General features: G+C 47.2%; 23 protein-coding genes, 10 tRNA genes and 1 rRNA gene. 26 read left to right on the top strand and 8 right to left on the bottom strand.

The window, feature by feature from the left end; translation table 11 throughout:
- The first annotated feature begins 240 nt into the window (after positions 1–240).
- From HGP28_RS08170 to ruvX, 5 genes are all read left to right on the top strand, one after another.
- Positions 241–951: an endonuclease gene (locus HGP28_RS08170; protein ID WP_281355546.1), complete on the top strand. Its 711-nt coding sequence runs from the start codon at positions 241–243 to the stop codon at positions 949–951.
- 273 nt (positions 952–1,224) lie between these two features.
- Positions 1,225–1,956: a 16S rRNA (uracil(1498)-N(3))-methyltransferase gene (gene rsmE, locus HGP28_RS08175; protein ID WP_168835968.1), complete on the top strand. Its 732-nt coding sequence runs from the start codon at positions 1,225–1,227 to the stop codon at positions 1,954–1,956.
- Positions 1,957–1,969: 13 nt separating this feature from the next.
- Positions 1,970–2,917, top strand: a complete 948-nt coding sequence (gshB, locus tag HGP28_RS08180) for a glutathione synthase (protein ID WP_168835969.1) — start codon at positions 1,970–1,972, stop codon at positions 2,915–2,917.
- Positions 2,918–2,952: 35 nt separating this feature from the next.
- Positions 2,953–3,516, top strand: coding sequence for a YqgE/AlgH family protein (locus HGP28_RS08185; RefSeq protein ID WP_168835970.1), 564 nt, complete (start codon positions 2,953–2,955; stop codon positions 3,514–3,516).
- Between the two features lie 27 nt (positions 3,517–3,543).
- Complete coding sequence (gene ruvX / locus HGP28_RS08190) at positions 3,544–3,966, top strand: Holliday junction resolvase RuvX (protein ID WP_168835971.1); 423 nt, start codon at positions 3,544–3,546, stop codon at positions 3,964–3,966.
- A gap of 39 nt (positions 3,967–4,005) precedes the next feature.
- Here the strand turns inward: ruvX and HGP28_RS08195 are convergent, their stop codons facing one another.
- On the bottom strand, positions 4,006–5,115 hold the full coding sequence (locus HGP28_RS08195; protein WP_168835972.1) for a PilT/PilU family type 4a pilus ATPase: 1,110 nt from the start codon (positions 5,113–5,115) through the stop codon (positions 4,006–4,008).
- Positions 5,116–5,124: 9 nt separating this feature from the next.
- Positions 5,125–6,171: a type IV pilus twitching motility protein PilT gene (locus HGP28_RS08200; protein WP_168835973.1), complete on the bottom strand. Its 1,047-nt coding sequence runs from the start codon at positions 6,169–6,171 to the stop codon at positions 5,125–5,127.
- A 25-nt stretch (positions 6,172–6,196) separates the two neighbouring features.
- Between HGP28_RS08200 and HGP28_RS08205 the strand changes: the two genes are divergently transcribed.
- The 7 genes from HGP28_RS08205 to hemW are packed head-to-tail and all read left to right on the top strand — an operon-like array spanning position 6,197 to position 10,941.
- Positions 6,197–6,907, top strand: a complete 711-nt coding sequence (locus tag HGP28_RS08205) for a YggS family pyridoxal phosphate-dependent enzyme (RefSeq protein ID WP_168835974.1) — start codon at positions 6,197–6,199, stop codon at positions 6,905–6,907.
- Positions 6,907–7,767 (top strand): pyrroline-5-carboxylate reductase, encoded by an 861-nt coding sequence (proC, locus tag HGP28_RS08210; RefSeq protein WP_168835975.1) that lies wholly within the window; start codon positions 6,907–6,909, stop codon positions 7,765–7,767. The genes HGP28_RS08205 and proC overlap by 1 nt, the downstream gene beginning before the upstream one ends.
- 45 nt (positions 7,768–7,812) lie before the next feature.
- Positions 7,813–8,367 (top strand): YggT family protein, encoded by a 555-nt coding sequence (locus HGP28_RS08215; RefSeq protein WP_168835976.1) that lies wholly within the window; start codon positions 7,813–7,815, stop codon positions 8,365–8,367.
- Positions 8,367–8,654, top strand: coding sequence for a DUF167 family protein YggU (gene yggU, locus HGP28_RS08220; RefSeq protein WP_168835977.1), 288 nt, complete (start codon positions 8,367–8,369; stop codon positions 8,652–8,654). Before HGP28_RS08215 ends, yggU begins: the two co-directional genes overlap by 1 nt.
- Before the next feature lie 40 nt (positions 8,655–8,694).
- A complete protein-coding gene (locus HGP28_RS08225) occupies positions 8,695–9,126 on the top strand; it encodes a DUF4426 domain-containing protein (RefSeq protein ID WP_246225645.1) in 432 nt (143 codons plus the stop codon).
- Positions 9,127–9,159: 33 nt separating this feature from the next.
- Positions 9,160–9,759, top strand: a complete 600-nt coding sequence (locus tag HGP28_RS08230) for an XTP/dITP diphosphatase (protein ID WP_168835979.1) — start codon at positions 9,160–9,162, stop codon at positions 9,757–9,759.
- A 6-nt stretch (positions 9,760–9,765) separates the two neighbouring features.
- A complete protein-coding gene (hemW, locus tag HGP28_RS08235) occupies positions 9,766–10,941 on the top strand; it encodes a radical SAM family heme chaperone HemW (RefSeq protein WP_168835980.1) in 1,176 nt (391 codons plus the stop codon).
- A gap of 45 nt (positions 10,942–10,986) precedes the next feature.
- Here the strand turns inward: hemW and glsB are convergent, their stop codons facing one another.
- Entirely contained in the window at positions 10,987–11,904 is a 918-nt protein-coding gene (gene glsB / locus HGP28_RS08240) for a glutaminase B (RefSeq protein ID WP_168835997.1), read from the bottom strand.
- 259 nt (positions 11,905–12,163) lie between these two features.
- Positions 12,164–12,883: a tRNA (guanosine(46)-N7)-methyltransferase TrmB gene (gene trmB, locus HGP28_RS08245; protein WP_168835981.1), complete on the bottom strand. Its 720-nt coding sequence runs from the start codon at positions 12,881–12,883 to the stop codon at positions 12,164–12,166.
- A 141-nt stretch (positions 12,884–13,024) separates the two neighbouring features.
- Between trmB and mutY the strand changes: the two genes are divergently transcribed.
- The 6 genes from mutY (at position 13,025) to HGP28_RS08275 (ending at position 16,077) form a co-directional block, all read left to right on the top strand.
- Complete coding sequence (gene mutY, locus HGP28_RS08250) at positions 13,025–14,104, top strand: A/G-specific adenine glycosylase (protein ID WP_168835982.1); 1,080 nt, start codon at positions 13,025–13,027, stop codon at positions 14,102–14,104.
- Between the two features lie 76 nt (positions 14,105–14,180).
- Positions 14,181–14,453: an oxidative damage protection protein gene (locus HGP28_RS08255; protein ID WP_168835983.1), complete on the top strand. Its 273-nt coding sequence runs from the start codon at positions 14,181–14,183 to the stop codon at positions 14,451–14,453.
- A 99-nt stretch (positions 14,454–14,552) separates the two neighbouring features.
- Positions 14,553–15,686: a membrane-bound lytic murein transglycosylase MltC gene (mltC, locus tag HGP28_RS08260; RefSeq protein ID WP_168835984.1), complete on the top strand. Its 1,134-nt coding sequence runs from the start codon at positions 14,553–14,555 to the stop codon at positions 15,684–15,686.
- Positions 15,687–15,795: 109 nt separating this feature from the next.
- A tRNA-Phe gene (locus HGP28_RS08265) sits at positions 15,796–15,871 on the top strand.
- A 47-nt stretch (positions 15,872–15,918) separates the two neighbouring features.
- Positions 15,919–15,994 (top strand) — tRNA-Thr (locus HGP28_RS08270).
- 7 nt (positions 15,995–16,001) lie between these two features.
- Positions 16,002–16,077, top strand: a tRNA-Phe gene (locus tag HGP28_RS08275).
- 46 nt (positions 16,078–16,123) lie between these two features.
- On the opposite strand, the gene HGP28_RS08280 is transcribed toward HGP28_RS08275, so the two are convergent.
- The gene (locus tag HGP28_RS08280) at positions 16,124–16,699 is read right to left on the bottom strand and encodes an FMN-dependent NADH-azoreductase (RefSeq protein ID WP_168835985.1); all 576 of its coding nucleotides are present in this window, start codon (positions 16,697–16,699) and stop codon (positions 16,124–16,126) included.
- 124 nt (positions 16,700–16,823) lie between these two features.
- Between HGP28_RS08280 and soxR the strand changes: the two genes are divergently transcribed.
- The 8 genes from soxR to HGP28_RS08320 all read left to right on the top strand — a co-directional run bounded on the left by soxR (position 16,824) and on the right by HGP28_RS08320 (position 20,493).
- Complete coding sequence (gene soxR / locus HGP28_RS08285) at positions 16,824–17,246, top strand: redox-sensitive transcriptional activator SoxR (protein WP_168835986.1); 423 nt, start codon at positions 16,824–16,826, stop codon at positions 17,244–17,246.
- Between the two features lie 690 nt (positions 17,247–17,936).
- Positions 17,937–19,559, top strand: coding sequence for a methyl-accepting chemotaxis protein (locus HGP28_RS08290; RefSeq protein WP_168835987.1), 1,623 nt, complete (start codon positions 17,937–17,939; stop codon positions 19,557–19,559).
- A gap of 237 nt (positions 19,560–19,796) precedes the next feature.
- Positions 19,797–19,872, top strand: a tRNA-Phe gene (locus HGP28_RS08295).
- A 47-nt stretch (positions 19,873–19,919) separates the two neighbouring features.
- Positions 19,920–19,995: transfer RNA gene (locus tag HGP28_RS08300), tRNA-Thr, on the top strand.
- Between the two features lie 34 nt (positions 19,996–20,029).
- A tRNA-Asn gene (locus HGP28_RS08305) sits at positions 20,030–20,105 on the top strand.
- Positions 20,106–20,198: 93 nt separating this feature from the next.
- Positions 20,199–20,274: transfer RNA gene (locus HGP28_RS08310), tRNA-Asn, on the top strand.
- Positions 20,275–20,307: 33 nt separating this feature from the next.
- A tRNA-Thr gene (locus HGP28_RS08315) sits at positions 20,308–20,383 on the top strand.
- 34 nt (positions 20,384–20,417) lie between these two features.
- Positions 20,418–20,493: transfer RNA gene (locus HGP28_RS08320), tRNA-Asn, on the top strand.
- 337 nt (positions 20,494–20,830) lie between these two features.
- Here HGP28_RS08320 and HGP28_RS08325 read toward each other — a convergent pair.
- From HGP28_RS08325 to rrf, 3 genes are all read right to left on the bottom strand, one after another.
- Positions 20,831–21,280, bottom strand: a complete 450-nt coding sequence (locus HGP28_RS08325) for a GNAT family N-acetyltransferase (protein WP_168835988.1) — start codon at positions 21,278–21,280, stop codon at positions 20,831–20,833.
- A 654-nt stretch (positions 21,281–21,934) separates the two neighbouring features.
- Positions 21,935–22,011: transfer RNA gene (locus HGP28_RS08330), tRNA-Asp, on the bottom strand.
- A gap of 58 nt (positions 22,012–22,069) precedes the next feature.
- Positions 22,070–22,186: ribosomal RNA gene (rrf, locus tag HGP28_RS08335) — 5S ribosomal RNA — on the bottom strand.
- Between the last annotated feature and the right edge of the window lie 158 nt (positions 22,187–22,344).

Consider the following 22,344-nt stretch of genomic DNA (forward strand, 5'->3'; position numbering starts at 1 on the left):
GACGTTGCAGGTAGGCAGCAAATCAACAAAGCCTCTGAACAGCGCTGCACTATGTGCTGAGGTTTTGAGGTTTGTAAGAGCCCCTCTGTAACGTCAACTAAAAAGCGGATAAACCTCAGTTTATCCTTCGCTGTAGTGACAATATCCCACTCAACTAATTACTCATCCATCAATATCAGCTATAAATTTTGCGTGCTAAACTGAGTTACACCATACTTTACTCATACTTTTAGCATCATGATGATTCAACGGATAATCACCGCCACCTTATTAACGCTTGTCAGTGGCATGGCTTTCGCGGCGCCCCCCTCCTCTTTTTCTCGAGCCAAAACAGAAGCGGTGAAGATCTATCAAGATCATACGCAAAGCTTTTATTGTGGCTGTGAGATCCGTTGGCAAGGCAAAAAAGGCGAGCCACAACTCAGTGACTGTGGCTATAAGATCCGTAAGCAAACTCAAGCCGTAAGAGCCAATCGAATTGAATGGGAACATGTGGTTTCTGCTTGGGAACTTGGACACCAGCGTCAATGTTGGCAAAACGGTGGGCGCAAAAACTGCACTCGAAAGGATAAAGCCTTTCGTTTGATGGAAGCGGATCTGCACAATTTGGTGCCCGCGATTGGCGAAGTGAATGGCGACCGCTCCAATTATCAGTTCAGTCAGTGGAATGGTGTGGATGGCGTTTCTTATGGGCAGTGTGAGATGCAAGTGAACTTTAAAGCGCGCAAAGTGATGCCACCTGACAGAGCACGCGGCTCTATTGCACGCACCTATCTATACATGAGTGAAGAATATGGTATGCGTCTTTCAAGCTCGCAACGTCAGTTAATGCAAGCCTGGGATCGTCAGTATCCCGTGACTCCATGGGAGTGTGAACGCGATAAGCGCATTTTCCGCGTTCAGGGTAATCATAATCCTTTCGTTGCGAGTCAGTGTGCGGCACGCGGATAACCTACCCATAACGCTGTCGCTTCAACCGAGACAAGTATCCCCAAACAACTTGCCGTTACAGCTAGGCGGCAAGTAAGCAAAGCCTCTGAGCACTTCGTGAACATAGATAAACTGTGTGATGAGGTTTGTGAGAGCTCGCCCCTATCTCGTTAACAACAAGCTCGTTAACAACAAGCGCTGCAACTTCAAGTGGGACGGGTATATAATGCTTGTTTTTAATGCCTAACATACCCATGTTAAAGGCTAACGTTTTCTATTGCCGAGAATATCGCGATGCGCATGCCACGAATTTACCACTCCACTCCACTCCACCTTGGGCAACAGATTGCTCTTGAAGAGGACGCGGCCAATCATGTCGGTCGAGTATTGCGTATGCAGCCTGGCGATAGTGTCTTGCTATTTGATGGCCTTGGCGCGCAGTTTCCAGCGCAGTTGACCGATGTTGGCAAAAAACAGGTCCTTGTTGAAGTCGTTGAGCGACAAGAGCGTAGCGCCGAGTCGCCGCTGGATTTGCATCTTGGCCAAGTGATTTCACGTGGTGACAAAATGGAGTTCACCATTCAAAAATCGGTTGAACTTGGCGTCAATACCATTACACCACTGCTCTCTGAGCGCTGCGGCGTCAAGCTGGATGAAAAACGCTTTGCGAAAAAACGACTGCAATGGCAAAAAATTGCGATTAGCGCATGTGAACAGTGTGGCCGTAATGTCGTGCCTGAGATTCGGCCTATCATGTCATTAGAACAGTGGTGCCAAGAGCCTTACTCTGGGCTCAAGCTCAACTTACACCCTCGCGCAGAGTACTCAATCAATACGCTGCCAGCGCCAGTTGAACAGGTCAAACTTTTGATTGGCCCAGAAGGTGGCTTAACGGGCGATGAAATTGCCATGACAAGGCAATACCAGTTTGCGGAAACTCTACTGGGTCCGCGTGTATTGCGCACCGAAACCGCAGCTCTGACTGCAATTACAGCTTTACAAGTTCGCTTTGGCGATCTGGGTTAAACGGAGAGATACAATGATAAAGTTAGGGATTGTCATGGACCCAATTGCGTCCATCAACATCAAAAAAGACTCAAGCTTTGCGATGCTATTAGAAGCCCAGCGCCGCGGCTACGAAATTCACTACATCGAAATGGCGGATCTGCACCTAGAGCAAGGCGTCGCTTTTGCTGATACCAAGCGGTTAACCTTGTTTGAAGATGCGCAAAATTGGTTCCGATTTGACTCAGAGCAGACCATTGAATTGGCCGAACTTGATGTGGTATTGATGCGTAAAGATCCGCCGTTTGACACCGAATTCATTTACGCAACTTACATTCTTGAACGTGCTGAAGAGTGCGGCACTTTAATTGTGAACAAGCCACAGAGCTTGCGAGATTGCAATGAAAAGCTCTTCACCGCTTGGTTCCCTGAGTTAACACCGACCACCTTGGTGACTCGCAAAGCCGACAAAATCAAAGCGTTTCGTGAGCAACATGGCGATGTCATTCTCAAGCCGCTTGACGGTATGGGCGGCGCTTCTATTTTTCGCGTCAAAGCTGGCGATCCAAACGTATCGGTGATCATTGAAACACTCACCAACCATGAGCAATATTACGCCATGGCACAAACTTTTGTGCCAGATATCAGCAATGGTGACAAACGCATTCTTGTGGTCGATGGCGAACCTATGCCTTACTGCCTTGCTCGAATTCCAGCCAAAGGAGAAACCCGTGGTAACTTGGCCGCTGGTGGTCGTGGTGAAGCTCGTCCATTAAGTGAAACCGATCTCGCAATCGCGAATGCCGTTGCGCCTACACTTAAAGAGAAAGGGCTCATCTTCGTCGGCCTAGACGTCATTGGTGATAAACTCACTGAGATCAATGTCACCAGTCCGACCTGCATTCGTGAAATTGAAGCCGCATACGATATTTCAATCACAGGCAAACTCATGGACGCGATTGAGCGTCGCATTAAAGCCTAACTGTCAGCAAGGGCTGAATCTGGAGTGAATCTTCAATGAATCTCAAGAACCACTTTTTAGTGGCCATGCCGGGAATGAAAGATCCGTACTTTGAACATTGCGTCATTTACATCTGCGAGCACAATGATGAAGGGGCGATGGGGCTGATGATCAATGCCCCTATCGACATCACTGTTGGTAACATGCTTGAGCAGGTTGATGTTCACTCCCCTCACCCTCAGCTGATGGTCGAGAGTTTGAAAATGCCCGTGTATAACGGCGGTCCTGTCGCCGAAGATCGCGGTTTTATTTTACACCGCCCACACGACGATTATGAGTCAAGCATTCAAATGACCGATGAACTCACCGTCACGACCTCTCGCGATATTCTCTCCGTGCTCGGTACCGAGGCCGAACCTCGTAGTTACTTAGTTGCACTGGGTTACTCGGGGTGGAGCGCTGGGCAGTTAGAAACAGAACTTGCGGAAAATTCATGGCTCACGATTGAAGCTGATGCGCAGATCATTTTCGATACGCCCATCACTGAACGCTGGTCAAAAGCGGTACAAAAACTTGGGTTTGATGCCGCGCAGCTCTCCAATCAAGTCGGCCACGCATAAGCGCGGCCCCATTTTTTAGGAATATTCATGTCACGCACCATTATGGCGTTCGATTTCGGTACCAAAAGTATTGGTAGCGCCATCGGTCAAGAAGTTACCGGCACCGCATCACCACTTAAAGCGTTCAAAGCCAATGATGGCATTCCAAATTGGGATGAGATCGAAAAGCAAATTAAAGAGTGGCAACCCAATTTAATCGTCGTCGGATTACCGACTGATTTGCACGGGCGCGATCTAGAAACCATCACTCCTCGCGCCAAGAAATTTGCCAATCGTCTGCATGGCCGTTTCGGTATCGCTGTGGAGCTGCATGATGAGCGGCTTTCCACCACCGAAGCGCGTGCAGAGCTGTTTGCGTTTGGCGGTTATAAGGCGCTCAGCAAAGGAAATGTCGATTGCCAATCTGCGGTGGTGATCTTAGAAAGTTGGTTTGAAGCGCAGTGGGGCTAACCCTCTGCACTTTTTAGGCAAGATACGCTGTATCAGCGCTCAATCCATCTCAATCGTGATGTTTGCTAAACCATTTACCCCGTTAGGTGCATGACCATGATGGGTTTTGATCATTAAGCGCAGATCATTGGCCGAATCGGCACTGTGAAGCGCATCTTCTTGAGTGATTTTCCCCGCCTGAAACAGCTCAAATAATGACTGATCAAAGGTTTTCATTCCCGCTTCACGTGAGCTAGCCATCGTCGCTTTCAGTTCATGCAATTCACCACGCCGAATCAGATCGCTCACGCGAGGTGTATTAAGTAAAATTTCAAACACGCCGTGACGACCACTGCCTTGCGCATCTCGCAACAATTGCTGACCAAGCACCCCTTTGAGGTTCATCGACAAATCGAACAGAAATTGTTCACGTTGACTTTTGGGTACTAAATGTAAAATGCGCTCCAGCGCCTGATTGGCATTATTCGCGTGCAGTGTGGCCATACACAGGTGCCCCGTTTCGGCAAAGGTCATTGCGTATTCCATGGTCTCACGACTGCGTATTTCGCCAATCACTATCATATCTGGCGCTTGGCGTAATGAGTTTTTCAGCGCCACTTCGTAGCTTTCCGTATCTAGGCCAACTTCTCGTTGGGTCACAATGCAGCGTCGATGCTCGTGCACAAATTCTATGGGATCTTCCACCGTTAAAATGTGCCCGCTACGATGATCGTTTCGATAGCCTGTCATCGCTGCCATGGTGGTTGATTTACCCGACCCTGTCGCGCCAACCACCAGCACCAACCCTCGTTTGGCTATGGCAAGATCTTGCAAGACGGGTGGCAGGTGCAACGAGTCAAAACTTGGGATCTCGGTTTCGATTCGGCGGATCACCGCGCCAGGCAGCTCGCGCTGAAAAAACGCACTTATACGAAATCGACCATACTCACGCACGATGGCAAAATTCGCTTCGTGGGTCTGGCGAAACTCCCTCTGTCGCTCGTCATCCATGGCACTGTCAAGCAAAGCACTCACCTGCGTAAGCGAGAGCGTTTCACCAAACGAAGTGAGTTCGCCATCAATACGATATTGCACCGCGGCGCCAACTGTTAGGTAGAGATCCGACGCCTTTACCGCCAACATATGCGCAAGTATATGATCTAAATTCATGCTCAATCCTTAATTGTATTGAAATGCGCCGCTTTCCTGCCCGTCCAGTTTTTGCGCTTCACTGCTGTCGATGATCCCCTGCGCAACCAAAATACGCGCGCATTGATCCATGGTTTGCATGCCGTTTGCCGCGCCCGTTTGGATCATCGAATACATTTGTGCCACTTTATCCTCACGGATCAAATTACGAATCGCAGGTGTCGCCATCATGATTTCATGGCAGGCCACGCGCCCTCCACCCAGACGTTTCAATAATTTTTGTGCGATGACCGCGCGAAGCGACTCCGAGAGCATCGAGCGCACCATGGCTTTATCCGCTCCAGGAAACACATCAATAATCCGGTCAATCGTTTTGGCCGCTGAGCTGGTATGTAACGTACCAAACACTAAATGCCCAGTTTCCGCTGCGGTTAACGCTAAGCTTATCGTCTCTTGATCGCGCAGTTCACCGACCAAAATGACGTCAGGATCTTCACGCAGCGCGCTGCGCAGCGCCGCATTAAAACTTTTGGTATCTCGATGCACTTCACGCTGATTCACCAAACATTTCTGGCTGGAATGAACAAACTCAATCGGATCTTCAATCGTCAATATATGCTTATTGGTGTTGCGATTAATGTAATCAACCATCGCCGCAAGCGTGGTTGATTTACCAGAACCGGTTGGCCCAGTCACCAAAACAAGCCCTTTTTCCGCTTGAGCGATTTTTTCAAAAATAGGCGGAGCATCAAGCTCTGCCAATGAGGGAATATCGATCGGAATGGAACGAAACACGGCTGCACAGCCACGGGCTTGATTAAAAGCGTTGACCCTAAAACGTCCGACCGCAGGTAAATCGACTGAAAAGTCAATTTCCAGTTTTTCTTCAAACTCACTGCGCTGCGCATCATTCATAATTTGAGAAATTAATCGGTGCACATCACTGTGCTCAAAAGCCGGAATACCAAGCTTACGCATCTCACCATCAATACGAACCATAGGAGCAACCCCTGCAGAAAGGTGTAGATCTGACGCATTATGCTTTACACTAAAATCCAGTAACTCAGTGATATCCATTTAATTTCCCTTTTGATAGTCAGCTATGAGTAGTATTCAACAAAATATTCAACAGATCACCTCGCAAATCGAAAGTTGCGAACAAAAGTGGGGCCGCGCTCGCCATTCAGTACAATTACTGGCAGTCAGCAAGACCAAGCCCGTTGACGCCATTCTCGCCGCGATTGAAGCCGGTCAACGGCGGTTTGGTGAAAACTATGTTCAAGAAGGGGTCGAGAAAACCCGCTTCTTCAGCGAGCATCATCAAGATATTGCGCTTGAATGGCATTTCATTGGCCCGATTCAGTCCAACAAAAGCCGTCTGGTAGCCGAGCATTTTGATTGGGTGCACACGGTCGATCGCGATAAAATCGCACAGCGACTCAATGACCAACGCCCTCCAGAAAAAGGGCCGCTGCAAGTATTAATTCAGGTGAATACCAGTGGTGAGAGCTCAAAATCGGGGATCGATGAGGCCGATGTTCTTACATTGGCGCAATTGATTTCAACCCTACCCAACCTCACATTAAGAGGATTAATGTCGATTCCAGAAAATGTCGCCAGTTACGACGTTCAGCGAAAGGCCTTTGAGCAATTGGCCACACTTCAGCGCCAGTTGGCTCAACACTATCCTGATATCGACACACTATCGATGGGAATGAGTGGTGACATGTCGGCAGCGATTGAAGCTGGCAGTACCATGGTACGAATTGGCACTGCCATTTTTGGTGAGCGAGATTACACTCGAACAAAGTAATGCCTGATGGGCGAACCGTGGTAAATAAAGGAATACAGAGAATGGAACAAAAGACAATTGCGTTTATTGGTGCTGGCAACATGGCGCGCTCCATCATTGCCGGATTAGTCGCAAGTGGCTATCCAGCAGCGCTCATTACAGCGACCGATCCCAATGACGCCCAACGCGAGCAATTGGCGCAGCAATATGGTGTTAATACCACTGCCGATAACGTAACGGCCGCCACGGATGCGGACGTTGTGGTACTTGCGGTAAAACCACAACTGATGGAAACGGTGACTAAAGAATTTCAGACAATTGATTGCTCCGGTAAATTGATCATTTCTATTGCCGCAGGGATCAGCGCAGCACGTCTGGATGAAATGTTTGCCCAGCCACTGAATTTAGTGCGCGTGATGCCAAATACACCAGCATTGCTTGGCTTTGGTATGAGCGGCTTGTATGCTGCCTCTCATGTGAGTGACGCCAATAAAACATTTGCCCAGAACTTACTTGAAGCGATTGGTAAAGTTTGTTGGGTCGAGCATGAAGCAGGAATTAATAACGTCATTGCAGCAGCAGGAAGCGCGCCAGCGTATTTCTTCCTCTTTATGGAGGCGATGCAGGCGGAAGCAATGGCACAGGGCTTTGATAAAGCAACCGCACGATTACTGGTTGAACAATCGGCTCTTGGCGCAGCGCAAATGGTCATTGGTAATCCAGAGATTGAACTGGGTACACTGCGTGAGCAAGTCACTTCAAAAGGTGGCACCACCGCAGAAGCGCTGCGCACCTTTAATGAACACCATCTTAGCGAAATTGTGGCGCGAGCAATGCAAGCGGCCGTCACTCGCGCAGAAGAGATGGAAAAACTATTCTAATTGACCTCACTCAGCGTTGAGTGATTTTTGGCTAAAGGGGCATCTATGAATGCGATGAACTTCCTCATCTCTACTGTGTTTGATCTTTATATCATGGTGGTGTTGTTACGCATTTGGTTACAAGCGGCACGTGCCGATTTTTACAACCCATTTTCTCAATTTGTGGTCAAAGCCACTCAACCGATCGTTGGCCCGTTGCGGCGCGTGATCCCATCTATCGGCAGCATTGATTTGGCCACTGTGCTCTTTGCTTATGTGCTTTGTGTCCTCAAGTTCACCTTGATCACACTACTGGCATCGGGCGAGTTTGTTTTTGGCAGTGCTTTCTTACTGCTTGGCCTTATGGCACTGCTCAAAGCGGCCGGTAGCCTACTCTTTTGGGTTTTACTACTGCGCGCCATTTTAAGTTGGGTAAGCCAAGGTCGCAGCCCAATTGAATATGTGTTCCACCAACTCACCGAGCCGATGATGGCGCCGATTCGCCGCGTATTGCCATCGATGGGTGGCTTAGACTTGAGCATTCTTGTGCTGTTTATCGGCCTACAATTTGCCAACTTTTTGATTGGCGATATGCTTGGTCCCATTTGGTATCAGCTTTAATGCGGTTGGCTTGGTTTGACGGAGACACACTGCGCCTTAGGCTTTATATTCAACCTAAAGCAAGCAGTGATAAATTCATTGGCCCGCACGGTGACGAGTTCAAAATTGCCATCACCGCACCACCGATAGACGGCAAGGCCAATGCCCATTTGCGTCAATATCTCGCCAAGCAATTTAAAGTGGCCAAAAGTTTGGTCACTGTCGAAAAGGGAGAGCTAGGTCGTCATAAGCAGATTCGAATCGAGTCGCCTCAAGCTATCCCTGATGTGATTAAAGCCCTCCTCTGAGGGCTTTAATCACATCTAACTCATATCACTGGAGTTCATGATGAGAACCATCCTCCTAGGATTGATCTTGTTCTTTAGCGCAACCACGCTGCACGCTGAACAATTCCAAACCCTCAAAGACGTTGAAGTTCATTACGTCGCGTTCAATTCCACTTTTTTAACCCCGAAAATTGCGCGCAGTTACGGCATTAAGCGCAACGGATACACAGGGCTGATTAATGTCAGCGTGCTTGATACGCGACAAGCCGGGAAACCCGCCGTAGCAGCGCGCATTCAAGGTCAGGCGAAAAATTTACTTGGGCAAACACAAACACTGGCGTTTGAACAAGTGCAAGAAGGTGAGGCGATTTATTATCTGGCCCAGTTGCCAATAAGTCATGAAGAGATCATGACCATCACATTGAATGTCGATGCTGGCTTAAAAGGTTCGGGCAACGTAAGCTTTACTCAGAAATTTTATGTTGAGCCGTGATCTTACGTCTCAGCGCATACTAAGAGATATTCGATGAAAAAAATCGTTCTAGCCACAGGCAATCAAGGCAAAGTCCGCGAAATGGCCGATCTTCTCGCCGATTTTGGTTTTGAGGTTCACGCACAAAGTGAATTTGCGGTTCCTGATGCCGATGAAACGGGCACCACATTTATTGAAAATGCCATAATCAAAGCGCGCCATGCTGCGCACATCACAGGTTTACCCGCTATTGCCGATGATTCGGGATTAGAAGTGGATGCTCTCAACGGTGCACCTGGTATTTATTCTGCACGCTATGCTGGAGAAGATGCGAGCGATCAAGACAATATCGTCAAGCTACTCGAAGCCTTAAAAGATGTACCTGAACACGAGCGCACCGCGCGATTTCACTGCGTGCTCGTACTCATGCGTCATGAAAATGACCCCACTCCAATTGTTTGCCACGGCCAATGGGAAGGACGGATTCTTAATACGCCGCAAGGTGAGCACGGCTTTGGCTATGATCCTATCTTTTGGCTGCCACTGGAAAATTGCACCTCGGCCCAGTTACTGCCTGAGCGCAAAAAACAGCTTTCTCACCGTGGTCAAGCACTGCGCCAGCTCTTTGACACTCTGCTGAGTCAACAGGGTTAAATCACCATGGCAACACTCACTCCACCGGCTTTGAGTCTTTACGTTCACATTCCTTGGTGTGTTCATAAATGCCCTTACTGTGATTTTAACTCTCATGAACTGAAAGGGACGATTCCCGAAGCGGATTACATTGATGCACTGTTAGACGATCTCGACCAAGATCTTAATGATTACGCATTAACCGCTCACCCAAGAGAGCTGCATTCGATTTTCATTGGTGGTGGCACGCCAAGCTTGATCTCTGAGCAAGGCATTGAAAGGATGCTCAATGAGGTCAAAGCGCGGATCGCTTTCGCGCCGAATATTGAAATCACCATGGAAGCAAACCCAGGAACGGTTGAAGCAACACGCTTTAAAGGCTATTTGGCTGCTGGAGTCAATCGCATCTCAATTGGGGTTCAGAGCTTTGATAATCAAAAACTTCAACGACTCGGTCGCATTCATGACAGCGCTGAAGCCCAAAAAGCCGCACGCCTTGCGCATGATATCGGTCTGCCCAGCTTTAATCTGGATTTAATGCACGGGCTGCCAGACCAAACCATTGAAGAGGCGCTAAGCGATCTTGACGAAGCCATTGCTCTCAACCCTCCACATCTCTCGTGGTATCAACTCACGATAGAACCTAACACCATGTTCTACTATAAACCGCCCACGTTGCCAGACGACGATGAGCTATGGGATATCTTTGAGCAGGGGCATCGCAAACTGACTGACGCCGGATATGTGCAATATGAAATCTCAGGCTACAGCAAACCTGGCTTTCAATGTCGTCACAATTTGAACTATTGGCGCTTTGGCGACTATCTTGGCATCGGCTGTGGCGCGCACGGTAAGCTCAGCTTTACCGATGGTCGCATTGTGCGTACCAGCAAAATTAAGCATCCGAGAGGTTACTTGGCGACCAAGGGTAATTTGACAAAATCCTATCGCGACAACGTGTTTGACGTTGCAAACGACGATCGTCCGTTTGAGTTTTTCATGAACCGATTTCGTCTCATTGAGCCCTGCCCTAAGGCTGATTTTAGCACTACCACAGGGTTACCACTAAGCCATATTCAACCCACCATGGATTGGGCAATTGCTCAAGGGTATTTAAGCGAGACAAACACGCATTGGCAAATCACTGAAAAAGGTAAACTGTTTCTCAATGATCTGCTCGAAGCGTTTATGGCGGAAGAGTAATCACGCGGCCCCAAATGCAGCGCTAGCGCAACACGCTCATTCTGATTAAAAAATTGAGCGTCCTAGTTGATTGGATAACAATTCTAACGCAGCGGTCCCTGCTAATGAATTTCCTGAGCTGTCAAGCTCAGGAGACCACACCGCAACGGTCATCTCACCTGGCACGACAGCAATAATGCCACCACCTACGCCAGACTTCCCTGGCATTCCAACACGATAGGCAAACTCACCTGCACCATCATACAAGCCGCAGGTGGCTAAAAGCGCATTAAGTTGCTTGGTTTGAGTCGGACTGATTACAGCGTGACCCGTTTCAATCGAAACACCTTGATTGGCCAAATAGCTAAAAGTACGCGCAAGATCAACACAGCTCATTTTGAGTGCGCACGCATGAAAATAGTTATTTAAAACCGGAAGCACCTCATTGTTAAAATTGCCAAATGAGCGCATTAGATAGGCTATTGCCGCGTTGCGATCGCTGTGCATCATTTCCGAGGCGGCAACGACTTTGTCATACGTAATGTGACTATCGCCAGCAAGTTGACGAACAAACTCCAGCAGCCTCTGCCGCGGCGCACTGAGCCGACTGTGCAAAAGATCCGCAACCACAATTGCACCAGCGTTAATAAACGGATTTCGCGGGATACCCTGCTCCATCTCAAGCTGGATCAGTGAATTAAACGCCTGACCTGAAGGCTCTTTACCGACTCTTTGCCAAATTTCCTGCGGCGCATAGAGCCCAAGCGCCAAGGTTAAACTGAGCGCCTTTGAAATTGATTGAATCGAGAAGGCTTCATTGGCATCGCCCGCCGTGAGCATATCACCTTGATTGGTGAGTACTGCAATGCCCAATTTCGTTGCTGGCACTTTAGCAAGAGCGGGAATGTAGCTCGCCACATGGCCCGTACCTATCAAAGGTCGAACTTGATCCAAGATATCTTCAAGTAAGTGAGCAGTTAGCATTATGCCATTGGATGATGGAACAGAGGCTCGATTAGGCACGAATGAGTGTGATGTCATAATTCCCCTTAACAGAAAAAGCCAACATCAATGATGCTGGCTTTCGTAATAGTTTAGCGTTAACTATCCCCTTTCCACTTGAAGTTGCGGCGTTGTTGGCCGGCTCTCACAAACCTCATTACCTAGCTTGTCTATGCTCAGAGGCTTTGCTCGTTTGCCGCCTACCTGCAACTCCAAGTTGTTTGGGTATATGCCGATTTACTTAGCTAATACGCTGATACTTAATGTCCCACACGCCATGACCGAGACGATGACCACGCGCTTCAAACTTAGTGAGTGGTCGTTCGTCAGGACGGGGAATATAAGGGCCATTTTCGGCAATATTGCGATAGCCTGGCGCAGCATCCATGACTTCAATCATATGCTCTGCGTAGTTTTCCCAATCGGTTGCCATATGGAAGATACCACTGTCCAACTGCAGTTTACTGCGCACCATTTCAGCAAATTCAAGCTGAACAATACGACGCTTATGATGACGTTTTTTGTGCCACGGATCTGGGAAAAACAGCTGCAAAGTGCTCAAGCTGCCATTTGGGATCATATGTTCAAACACTTCAACGGCGTCATGGCACATCACACGTAAATTGGTAACACCCGCTTCACGAGCGGCCGCTAAACAAGCGCCAACACCTGGACTGTGCACTTCAATACCGATAAAGTTTTTCTCTGGTGCATTTTTGGCCATTTCGACCAATGATGCGCCCATGCCAAAGCCTATCTCTAGTACAACTGGATTATCATTACCAAAGACTTCTTGCCAATTAAGCAGTTGCGGCTGGTAGTCAATCCCCATCGAAGGCCAACACTCTTTCATCGCGCTCTCTTGGCCCTTGGTGAGACGACCCTCACGACGAACAAAGCTACGGATCTTACGGATCACTTTGCCATCTTCATTCACTTCTGTGGTAATTACATCACTCATCGAAATTGCCTGAACATTGATTAATCAAAGCGGGGATTATCCAAAGATACGCCGCCAGTGCAAGAGATATATCACACTTGCACTTGGTAACTTGTTTATGTTCCAATTTTAGCTTCAAAAGCATAGAACATAGAGATAACCGTGACCCCTTTTGCTCAAGATATTCTCACCTGGTACGACGCTTATGGCCGTAAAAACCTACCATGGCAACAAGACAAAAACGCCTATCGTGTTTGGCTGTCGGAAATCATGCTGCAGCAAACCCAGGTTGTCACGGTGATCCCCTATTACCAACGTTTTCTTGAACATTTCCCGACGGTCACAGCCCTTGCCGATGCGCAATTGGACGATGTCTTGCATTTATGGACGGGGTTGGGTTACTACGCTCGAGCGCGCAATCTTCACAAAACAGCGCAAATGGTGGTCAATGATCATGGTGGTGAGTTTCCTACTGACATTGACGCGCTCAATTCCTTGCCGGGGATCGGCCGTTCAACGGCCGCAGCGATTTTATCCTCAGTCTACTGCCAGCCCCATGCCATTTTAGATGGCAACGTCAAACGAACACTCGCTCGTGTGTATGCCGTTAGCGGTTGGCCGGGTAAAAAAGACGTTGAAAATACGCTCTGGCAATACGCACAGGCAAATACACCCACTCACGCCGTCGATCGTTACAATCAAGCCATGATGGACATGGGAGCGATGGTATGTACTCGCACCAAACCAAAATGCGCATTATGCCCGGTTTCAAATCACTGCAACGCTTTTCGTCAGGGCGATCCACAAAACTACCCAGGGAAAAAGCCCGCAAAAACGAAACCTGTCAAACAGACTTGGTTTGCGATTATTCATTATCAAGACCAAATTTGGCTTGAGCGACGACCTCCTAGTGGGATCTGGGGTGGACTGCACTGCTTTCCACAATCGGACAGCGACAACCTTGATGCGCTGCTGCATGCTCACGGTATTTCCCGCGCAAGTATCATCACTCAACGCACGCTTATTGCGTTTCGTCATACTTTTAGCCACTACCACCTCGATATTACGCCTGTGCTTATTGAGCTGAATCAACAGCCCAACGTGGTGATGGAAGCCAACCAAGGTCTTTGGTATAACTTAACCCACCCTGAAGCAATTGGTTTGGCAGCACCAGTGAAACAATTACTGGAGAGCTTGCCTCACGAATTGCAACATTCCTATTCCGATACGCCATCGATTTAACGGAATCACGAGACGGCTCGCCAGCATTATCGACGATTCAAATGAAAGGGGTATCATCAATGACAAAGGAGTCCTTATGAGCCGTACTGTATTTTGTGCTCGACTAAATAAAGAAGCGGAAGGCTTAGATTTTCAGCTCTACCCGGGTGAACTGGGCAAACGCATTTTTGATACCATCTCTAAAGAAGCGTGGAGTCAGTGGCAAGCCAAGCAGACCATGCTTATCAATGAAAAGAAATTAAACATGATGGATCCTGAGCATCGTAAGCTTATTGAAACTGAAATGGTCAATTATCTGTTTGAGGGTAAGGACGTTCAAATTGATGGCTACACGCCACCGTCAAAATAAAGTGAGATAGCCATGCCACAAGCTGGTTAATTTTCCATTCTCATAATTCAATCAACATGACATCATGCGATGAGCGTGATGTCTTTTTTGTAATTTGAGATGAAAAAAATAGTCTACTGCTGCCTTAGCGCACTTTTAATCTCCGGCTGTAGCCGAGAATTTGTTGAACGTTTTTATTCTGTCGACTATCAACCGACGAATCGTTTTGCCAAAAACTTAGCACAGCTTCCCGGTCAATTTGAAAAAGATACCGATGCGCTTGATGCACTTATCAACAGTTTTTCCGGCAATATTGCCAAACGCTGGGGTCAAAATGAGATAAAAGTCGCCGGCAAGAGTAATTACGTCAAATACATCGACAATTACCTAAGTCGAGCGGATGTTGACTTTGCCAAAGGCACAATTCAAGTCGAAACAATTGCAACGACCGATCCGAAAATTCATTTAAAAAATGCCATAATCACAACCCTACTCACTCCAGATAACCCTGCTCAAGTCGATCTTTTCTCATCCAAAGCGATTGTACTTGAAGGGCAGCCATTTCTTTATAATCAGGTCGTTGACCAAGACAAACAACCCATTCAGTGGTCATGGCGTGCAAATCGCTACGCGGATTACTTAATTGCCAATCATCTTAAAACAAAAGTCGTCGACTATAAGAAAGCGCATTACGTTGAAATTCCCATGGTGGCGGACCATTCCAGTAAACGCAGCTATCAGTACGCTGATATCGTTCGCCGTGCCTCTAAAAAATACGGTATTCCCGAAGATTTGATCTACGCCATTATCAAGACCGAAAGTAGCTTCAACCCCTACGCAGTAAGCTGGGCAAACGCATATGGGTTAATGCAAGTCGTGCCCAAAACCGCGGGTCGTGATGTGTTTAAATTGGTGAAAAATCGCTCTGGTGAACCATCACCGGAGTATCTGTTCAACCCTGAAAACAACATTGACGCAGGCACTGCCTATTTCTATATCCTCAAAAATCGTTATCTCAAATCTGTCACGCACCCACTGACTCTCGAGTATACGATGATTTCCGCCTATAACGGCGGGACGGGCGGCGTACTCAATACCTTTAACGCACGCGATCGAAAGCGGGCAATGCAAGACATCAATTCACTGCAGCCAAATCAAGTCTACTGGGCGCTGACCAACAAACACCCTAAAGCAGAGGCTCGACGCTACCTTGAAAAAGTGACCACATTTAAGAAGGAATTTAACCGCGGGTAAATAATTCACCGACATTTGCTGAAAAACTCAGCAAACAACACGACAAAGTGTTTTTTTTCGAAAAATCAGTTGACGTTATGACTGAAAATCCGTTTAATAGCGCTCCGTTGCCCGGATAGCTCAGTCGGTAGAGCAGAGGATTGAAAATCCTCGTGTCGGTGGTTCGATTCCGCCTCCGGGCACCATGATTTAAGCTCATTGGTGTATTACCGATGAACAAAGAATATTGTGCGCCGACTTAGCTCAGTAGGTAGAGCAACTGACTTGTAATCAGTAGGTCACCAGTTCGATTCCGGTAGTCGGCACCACTCTTTTGCCTCGATAGCTCAGTCGGTAGAGCAGAGGATTGAAAATCCTCGTGTCGGTGGTTCGATTCCGCCTCGAGGCACCATAAATCGCCCCGCAGCACCTGTGTTGCGGGGCTTTTTTGTCTTTGCTTATATTGCGCAACATTCGATAGCCGCATCCACGGCAGTCAAAGTAGAAGTGCTATCAACCATATCAAGCCCAATCCCTTTTACGATTGTCACATCATCCATACCCAGCATACTCAAAGACGCTCTCATCTGACCTTCAACATACTCGGTTGTGCCACCGCCACATGTAATCACGAGATAGACTTTACGTCCTCCCAGTTCACCTTGAGGCCCTTCCTCGGTGTAGCGGAAAGTAACGCCAGCACGCGCAATATGATCGATCCATGATTTCAGTGTACTTGGAATAGAGAAATTATATACGGGGATACCGATCACCAAGGTATCAGCGCGCTTCACTTCTTCAATTAATGCCAAAGAACGTTCTGATGCGGCCTGCTGTTCAGGCGTAGTGCCGCCCATGCAACCAATAAAGCTATGGCTATCATAATGAGGGAGGCAATCTTGAGCGACATCGCGATGGACTACCGAAGCTGATTGATATTGCTGAAGCATTCGAGAAACAAGCGACTGAGTCAAACGACGCGAATGCGAACTCTCAGTCCGAACACTACTATTAATCACCAAAATATTTTTCATTTCATCACCGACAAACGACTTATTGCTTACTACTGCCACCTTGCGTGGCGGCGCGATGATAAAAGTTGAAGTTAACTTTAAGTCAAGCTACTTTTAGGCGATAGTCGTTTTTAAGTTGCCATGTATGAGTCGCTCTCCCCATTACCTCACCATCAGCGCCATCGCGAAACTGTGCAATGTCACTACTTCAGCACTGCGTTTTTATGAACAAAGAGGCCTGATCTACGCGGTCCGTACCAATGGAAATCAACGGCGATACCATAGATCTATGATTCGACGGATCGCCGTGATTAAGATAGCGCAAAGTTTAGGGATGACGTTGGAGCAAATTGCCTCTGCTTTTGCCACGCTTCCAGAGCATCGCAATCCAACAAAACAAGATTGGGAGCGACTATCCACCCAATGGCGATCGGATCTGGATGCACGAATTGAACAATTACAGCATTTGCGGAATAACCTTTCTGGCTGCATTGGATGTGGCTGCTTGTCTCTTGAGCACTGCACGTTACTTATCCCCGATGATGAATCAGCAGCGAGACAATTTTAAATTGAAGCGAAAACGCGAGCCTATTTTCGATTAAGAACCACTCAGCTTCAAACCCTCCTCCCACTAACACTCCAAGCCCTACTTGCTGCACCCCTGATTTTAAAATGACTCGGTATATACCCAAACAACTTGAAGATGCAGGTAGGTGACCAGCGAACAAAGCCTCTGAGCACTTCGTGAACACTTCGTGGACACTTCGTGAACATAGATAAACTATGTGATGAGGTTTGTGAGTGCCCGTCCCTTCATTTTTTAAAGGACAGCGCTGCAACTTCAAGTAGAAGGGGTATACAATTTTAAGCCCAGCCCTATCAATATAAATTCAATTTCAATCCCAAAATATTTATAAAAATAAATACGATAATAAGCGAATAGAATTGATTTTTTGCGTTAAAAATTAATTCTGTCGTAAAAGTATGCTCAGCATCGCTGATTGCGCCACTCATTTTCCTTACTATTTGAAATATCATCTCACTTGATACGTCACGCATCGCGCAAAACTAAATCGTTTGAAGTGACTACAACCATTACCGAACGACTCTTTAATATTAAACAAGCAACAGAATAGATTGACGCTATTTAATATTAAAAATGAAACTTCAAGCGGGATGAGTATATAGACTTCAAGACGCTGGATTCAGAGCCGGTTTACGACATCTCTTTTTCCACACGCTATCTCATAGGTATTGTATGAAACTAAAAAATCAAGCATATCTCCTTTCTGCAATCATTCTTGTTGCATTAACGGCATTAAGCCTCACTGGGCTATTTACACTTCGCTACGCTAGTGACCTTGATAATAAAGCACGTGTGACTGAGTTATTCCGCAGCGCTTACTCAACGCTTATTGAGGTAGAAAAAATGGCCGCTGAGGGCATTCTTTCTGACAAAGAAGCTAAAGAACTCGCCACACGCCTAATGCGCACTAATATTTATAAAGATAACGAATATGTCTATGTGGCCGATGAAAATATGACCTTTATCGCAGCAGCGCTTGATCCCCAGCTTCATGGCACCAGCTTTCATGATTTCAAAGACGCTAGTGGCAATAGTGTTGCTCGTATTTTATTAGATGCCATTCAAAGTAACCCCAATACCATCGCGCAATATCACTGGACTTCAGCGGCTCCCGACGGCACTGTTGCACAAATGCTGTCAATCGCTCAAAAAACCCCCCGCTGGAACTGGGTTGTCGGAACGGGGATTGGCTCACACGAAGTTGATGCACGTTTCTGGGCCACAGCGCAGTGGCAACTTGCACTTTGCCTTGTGATTGCTGGAGCAATAGTAGCGGTGTTGATCATCGCCATTAAACGCATGTTCAATCTGTTAGGTGGCGAGCCCAATGATGTTTGCGCTGCGGTTCAGGAGATTGCTAAGGGAAATATCCATACTCAATTTTCCCATCGCGCAACGAAGGGCAGCATTTATCAAGCGGTACAAGAGATGAGTCTGTCGCTTGCGGAGTTAGTTCAGAGCATGGAGTCATCAATGAATGCTCTACGCGAGGAGCTGGCTGCGGCACAAAACCGCACCAAAACCATCGTCGACCTTACTGGCTCACAACAACAATCTACCGCGATGATTGCCACTGCGATGACTCAGATGGCCTCGTCTGCTAATAATGTCGCCGACTCTGCCAATGACACCGCACAGAGCACAGACGATGCAGACCAACAAAGTCAACAAACCCGCCAACTGGTTCACAGCGCGGTGGATAAAATCGAAGGCTTAGCGGGACAGCTCACTACTGCAGGTCAAGTCGTAGCGAATCTCGATCAAGACGTGAATGCGATTGTTAAAGTGCTCGATGTGATCGGTGATATTGCCGAGCAAACGAACTTGCTCGCGCTCAATGCCGCTATTGAAGCCGCGCGTGCTGGTGAGCAAGGACGAGGGTTCGCAGTCGTTGCCGATGAAGTTCGTAACCTGGCCGGACGCACTCAATCAAGCACCAAAGAAATTCAAGAAATGATCACTAATTTACAAGAAGGGTCACGTAACGCCATTCAAACGATGGAGCTTTGTGCCACGACAAGCCAACATACGGTCAACGAATCGCGTTCCGCGTCAGAGTCATTGCAGCACATCGTGGAAGCGCTGGAGTCGATTAGTTCAATGAGCCAACAAATTGCCTCTGCGGCAGCAGAGCAAACCGCGGTTAGCAACGACATTGCTCATAGAATCAATATGATTGAAGAGAGCAGCAACCAATTGAATCAAGTCGTCGCAGAAAGTGAAAACAGCAGCACAGGGCTTGCACAATTAGCGAATCAATTGGAAAAAGGCGTGAGTCGATTTTCAGTGCGATAATAAAAACCAACTAAGTTAAGTAAAAAGCACGCTTTCATGCGTGCTTTTTTTGCAAAACTTGGCAATTCCCTCACAATTAATTCGTCGAAAAATCGACGTTCAAGCCTATCAACACAAGGGAACGTGAGAACAAATGTTCGAAAACAACCCACTACGAACATAAAAACAGCAAACGATATTATTTTTTCTATTTAGGTGTTGACCTGAAAGCGGAAAAACCGTTTAATACCCCTCGTTGCCCGGATAGCTCAGTCGGTAGAGCAGAGGATTGAAAATCCTCGTGTCGGTGGTTCGATTCCGCCTCCGGGCACCATGATTTAAGCTCATTGGTGTATTACCGATGAACAAAGAATATTGTGCGCCGACTTAGCTCAGTAGGTAGAGCAACTGACTTGTAATCAGTAGGTCACCAGTTCGATTCCGGTAGTCGGCACCATTATTTCGTATCCATTAAGATACAACAGAATAGTTCCTCCTTAGCTCAGTTGGTAGAGCGACGGACTGTTAATCCGCAGGTCGCTGGTTCGAGCCCAGCAGGAGGAGCCACTTTTATTACCTAATTTAGTTGGGTAATGATTAAGCAAGAAAGTGAGTGAATAACGTCGCTCATACGCTTAATAAAGATTATACTAATTCAATTCCTCCTTAGCTCAGTTGGTAGAGCGACGGACTGTTAATCCGCAGGTCGCTGGTTCGAGCCCAGCAGGAGGAGCCACTTTTAACTTACAAGCTCAGCTCGTAAGTTTGTGCCGACTTAGCTCAGTAGGTAGAGCAACTGACTTGTAATCAGTAGGTCACCAGTTCGATTCCGGTAGTCGGCACCATTATTTCGTATCCATTAAGATACAACAGAATAGTTCCTCCTTAGCTCAGTTGGTAGAGCGACGGACTGTTAATCCGCAGGTCGCTGGTTCGAGCCCAGCAGGAGGAGCCAAATTGAAAGCCCAAGCATTTCATTATGCTTGGGCTTTTTTCTTATCGTTACTTTATATCTCCAAGTAACATCAAGATGCATGGTTCAGCGAGAATGACTTGGTTTGTCAGCGAGGCGAGGATTTGATGATTGAGTGGTTCTCAATCGAAAATCGTCAACAAAGCTGATGAGCCAAGACAGCTCGCCCTTTGGGAGCCAATCACTGAACTGCTTTTTGTTGTAACGAAAGTGCGTTAAACAACTTGAAAATAGACTCACTATTTCACTGCGTTGTTTGCCTTGCTCTCAGCCCAGTGAGTCGGCTCTGAATCCTGCATTTTGAAGTCACTTGGGTATATCAAAGTGGCAAATTTTTACGATACACAATAAACGACGATAAAGGTAACACTGAATCGTATAGTGATCGCCCCGCACTGTTATACTCTTGCGTATGCAAATAGACTCGAAATGCGCCTTCCTCAGTACCTCGTTCAGCAACCTTGAGTAAAAGCGCACGTCCTATATCCTCACCACGAGCGGCCTTATCCACAAAAAGATCTTCGATGTAGCAGCTTTTGTTCTTATTCCATGTGGAGTCGTGATAAAGGTAGTGGATCAATCCAACCAGTTTCCCATCCATTTCAGCGACAAAAGCGCCTAGAGACTCATCAGGGTCAAAGAAGCGCGTCCAAGTGTACTCCACAGTATCTTCCGGAATATGACCACGATAGAAGGCCTGATAATGATGAAATAAGACTTTCCATTGCTCAAAATCTTCTGCTAGGGGGTCTCTAATTACAACGCTCATAATTACCTCAACATTGATCCAATAAGGATCTTTACTGTAGTTGACACGCCTAGGCTTTGCCATCAAAGCAACTCAATTCCGAGCATCTGGGCCATCAATTCACTCATCAACTATCAGAACATAAACGCCATAAACGCTGAGAATAGGTAATGATAAGGCGATCGTCGTAGCCCTGACCACAGCGCAGTTAGTGGCAGCCAACGAAGCTATCCGCAGGAGGCTGCTTATTTAGCAAAAGAACATTTCTTTAAAGGCCTACAATTATTGCGTGTGCGCTTCGTGAAGGCTTCTTGACTTAACGCCACATCAGGGGTGGTAACACTCTGATTGGCAGTGTAGTGCTGCCTTAGCTAACTTCTATTGGAATTAAGCTTGGTGAATATGGAGGGAGCTTGCGATATAAAATCGACTAAGCGAACAGTCAATAGCATCTAGGTAACCGTATTGGCAAAATTAAACAGACTCTTCAAGAAAAGCTTTCTGAACTGCGCTTTAAAACAACAAAAGCCCAAGTATTTCGACTTGGGCTTAGCATAAGTGGTGGAACGGCCGTGGTCGCGCACGACCGGGACTCAAGCCGAAGGCTCTCAGAGTCTACGCCCAATCTACAGACGATAAAAAGCCCCGCTATTACTAGCGAGGCTTCTTAATAAGTGGCGGAGCGGACGGGACTCGAACCCGCGACCCCCGGCGTGACAGGCCGGTATTCTAACCAACTGAACTACCGCTCCACACGGTCTCTGTTTAAAGTCTTATCTCTTAAGCGCTTCAAGCAGATGAATGTTCAAAGCCTGGCGATGTCCTACTCTCACATGGGGAAGCCCCACACTACCATCGGCGCTAATTCGTTTCACTTCTGAGTTCGGAATGGAAATCAGGTGGGTCCAAATCGCTATGGTCGCCAAGCAAATTCTTGCTTTTACTTTCAGCTTTTTCTAAAAACTGAAGGCAAAATAATCTGGAAAGCCGTTAATGCGTTCTCTACACATTCAATCGTTCTTAATCGAGTCCATCAAAACCCTTTGGGTGTTGTATGGTTAAGCCTCACGGGCAATTAGTACAGG

The organism is Vibrio agarilyticus (assembly GCF_012641465.1).
In the GTDB taxonomy this organism is placed as follows: Bacteria; Pseudomonadota; Gammaproteobacteria; order Enterobacterales; family Vibrionaceae; genus Vibrio; species Vibrio agarilyticus.

Excerpts from the sequence above, each read along its gene's own strand:
- yggU (WP_168835977.1), top strand. The coding sequence starts at position 8,367 with ATGCGGTTGGCTTGGTTTGACGGAGACACACTGCGCCTTAGGCTTTAT.
- rsmE (WP_168835968.1), top strand. The coding sequence starts at position 1,225 with ATGCGCATGCCACGAATTTACCACTCCACTCCACTCCACCTTGGGCAA.
- trmB (WP_168835981.1), bottom strand. The coding sequence starts at position 12,883 with ATGAGTGATGTAATTACCACAGAAGTGAATGAAGATGGCAAAGTGATC.
- HGP28_RS08185 (WP_168835970.1), top strand. The coding sequence starts at position 2,953 with ATGAATCTCAAGAACCACTTTTTAGTGGCCATGCCGGGAATGAAAGAT.
- ruvX (WP_168835971.1), top strand. The coding sequence starts at position 3,544 with ATGTCACGCACCATTATGGCGTTCGATTTCGGTACCAAAAGTATTGGT.
- HGP28_RS08255 (WP_168835983.1), top strand. The coding sequence starts at position 14,181 with ATGAGCCGTACTGTATTTTGTGCTCGACTAAATAAAGAAGCGGAAGGC.
- soxR (WP_168835986.1), top strand. The coding sequence starts at position 16,824 with ATGAGTCGCTCTCCCCATTACCTCACCATCAGCGCCATCGCGAAACTG.
- mltC (WP_168835984.1), top strand. The coding sequence starts at position 14,553 with ATGAAAAAAATAGTCTACTGCTGCCTTAGCGCACTTTTAATCTCCGGC.
- HGP28_RS08230 (WP_168835979.1), top strand. The coding sequence starts at position 9,160 with ATGAAAAAAATCGTTCTAGCCACAGGCAATCAAGGCAAAGTCCGCGAA.
- HGP28_RS08325 (WP_168835988.1), bottom strand. The coding sequence starts at position 21,280 with ATGAGCGTTGTAATTAGAGACCCCCTAGCAGAAGATTTTGAGCAATGG.
- hemW (WP_168835980.1), top strand. The coding sequence starts at position 9,766 with ATGGCAACACTCACTCCACCGGCTTTGAGTCTTTACGTTCACATTCCT.
- gshB (WP_168835969.1), top strand. The coding sequence starts at position 1,970 with ATGATAAAGTTAGGGATTGTCATGGACCCAATTGCGTCCATCAACATC.
- HGP28_RS08170 (WP_281355546.1), top strand. The coding sequence starts at position 241 with ATGATTCAACGGATAATCACCGCCACCTTATTAACGCTTGTCAGTGGC.
- HGP28_RS08200 (WP_168835973.1), bottom strand. The coding sequence starts at position 6,171 with ATGGATATCACTGAGTTACTGGATTTTAGTGTAAAGCATAATGCGTCA.
- HGP28_RS08215 (WP_168835976.1), top strand. The coding sequence starts at position 7,813 with ATGAATGCGATGAACTTCCTCATCTCTACTGTGTTTGATCTTTATATC.
- glsB (WP_168835997.1), bottom strand. The coding sequence starts at position 11,904 with ATGCTAACTGCTCACTTACTTGAAGATATCTTGGATCAAGTTCGACCT.
- HGP28_RS08290 (WP_168835987.1), top strand. The coding sequence starts at position 17,937 with ATGAAACTAAAAAATCAAGCATATCTCCTTTCTGCAATCATTCTTGTT.
- HGP28_RS08205 (WP_168835974.1), top strand. The coding sequence starts at position 6,197 with ATGAGTAGTATTCAACAAAATATTCAACAGATCACCTCGCAAATCGAA.
- proC (WP_168835975.1), top strand. The coding sequence starts at position 6,907 with ATGCCTGATGGGCGAACCGTGGTAAATAAAGGAATACAGAGAATGGAA.
- HGP28_RS08195 (WP_168835972.1), bottom strand. The coding sequence starts at position 5,115 with ATGAATTTAGATCATATACTTGCGCATATGTTGGCGGTAAAGGCGTCG.
- HGP28_RS08225 (WP_246225645.1), top strand. The coding sequence starts at position 8,695 with ATGAGAACCATCCTCCTAGGATTGATCTTGTTCTTTAGCGCAACCACG.
- HGP28_RS08280 (WP_168835985.1), bottom strand. The coding sequence starts at position 16,699 with ATGAAAAATATTTTGGTGATTAATAGTAGTGTTCGGACTGAGAGTTCG.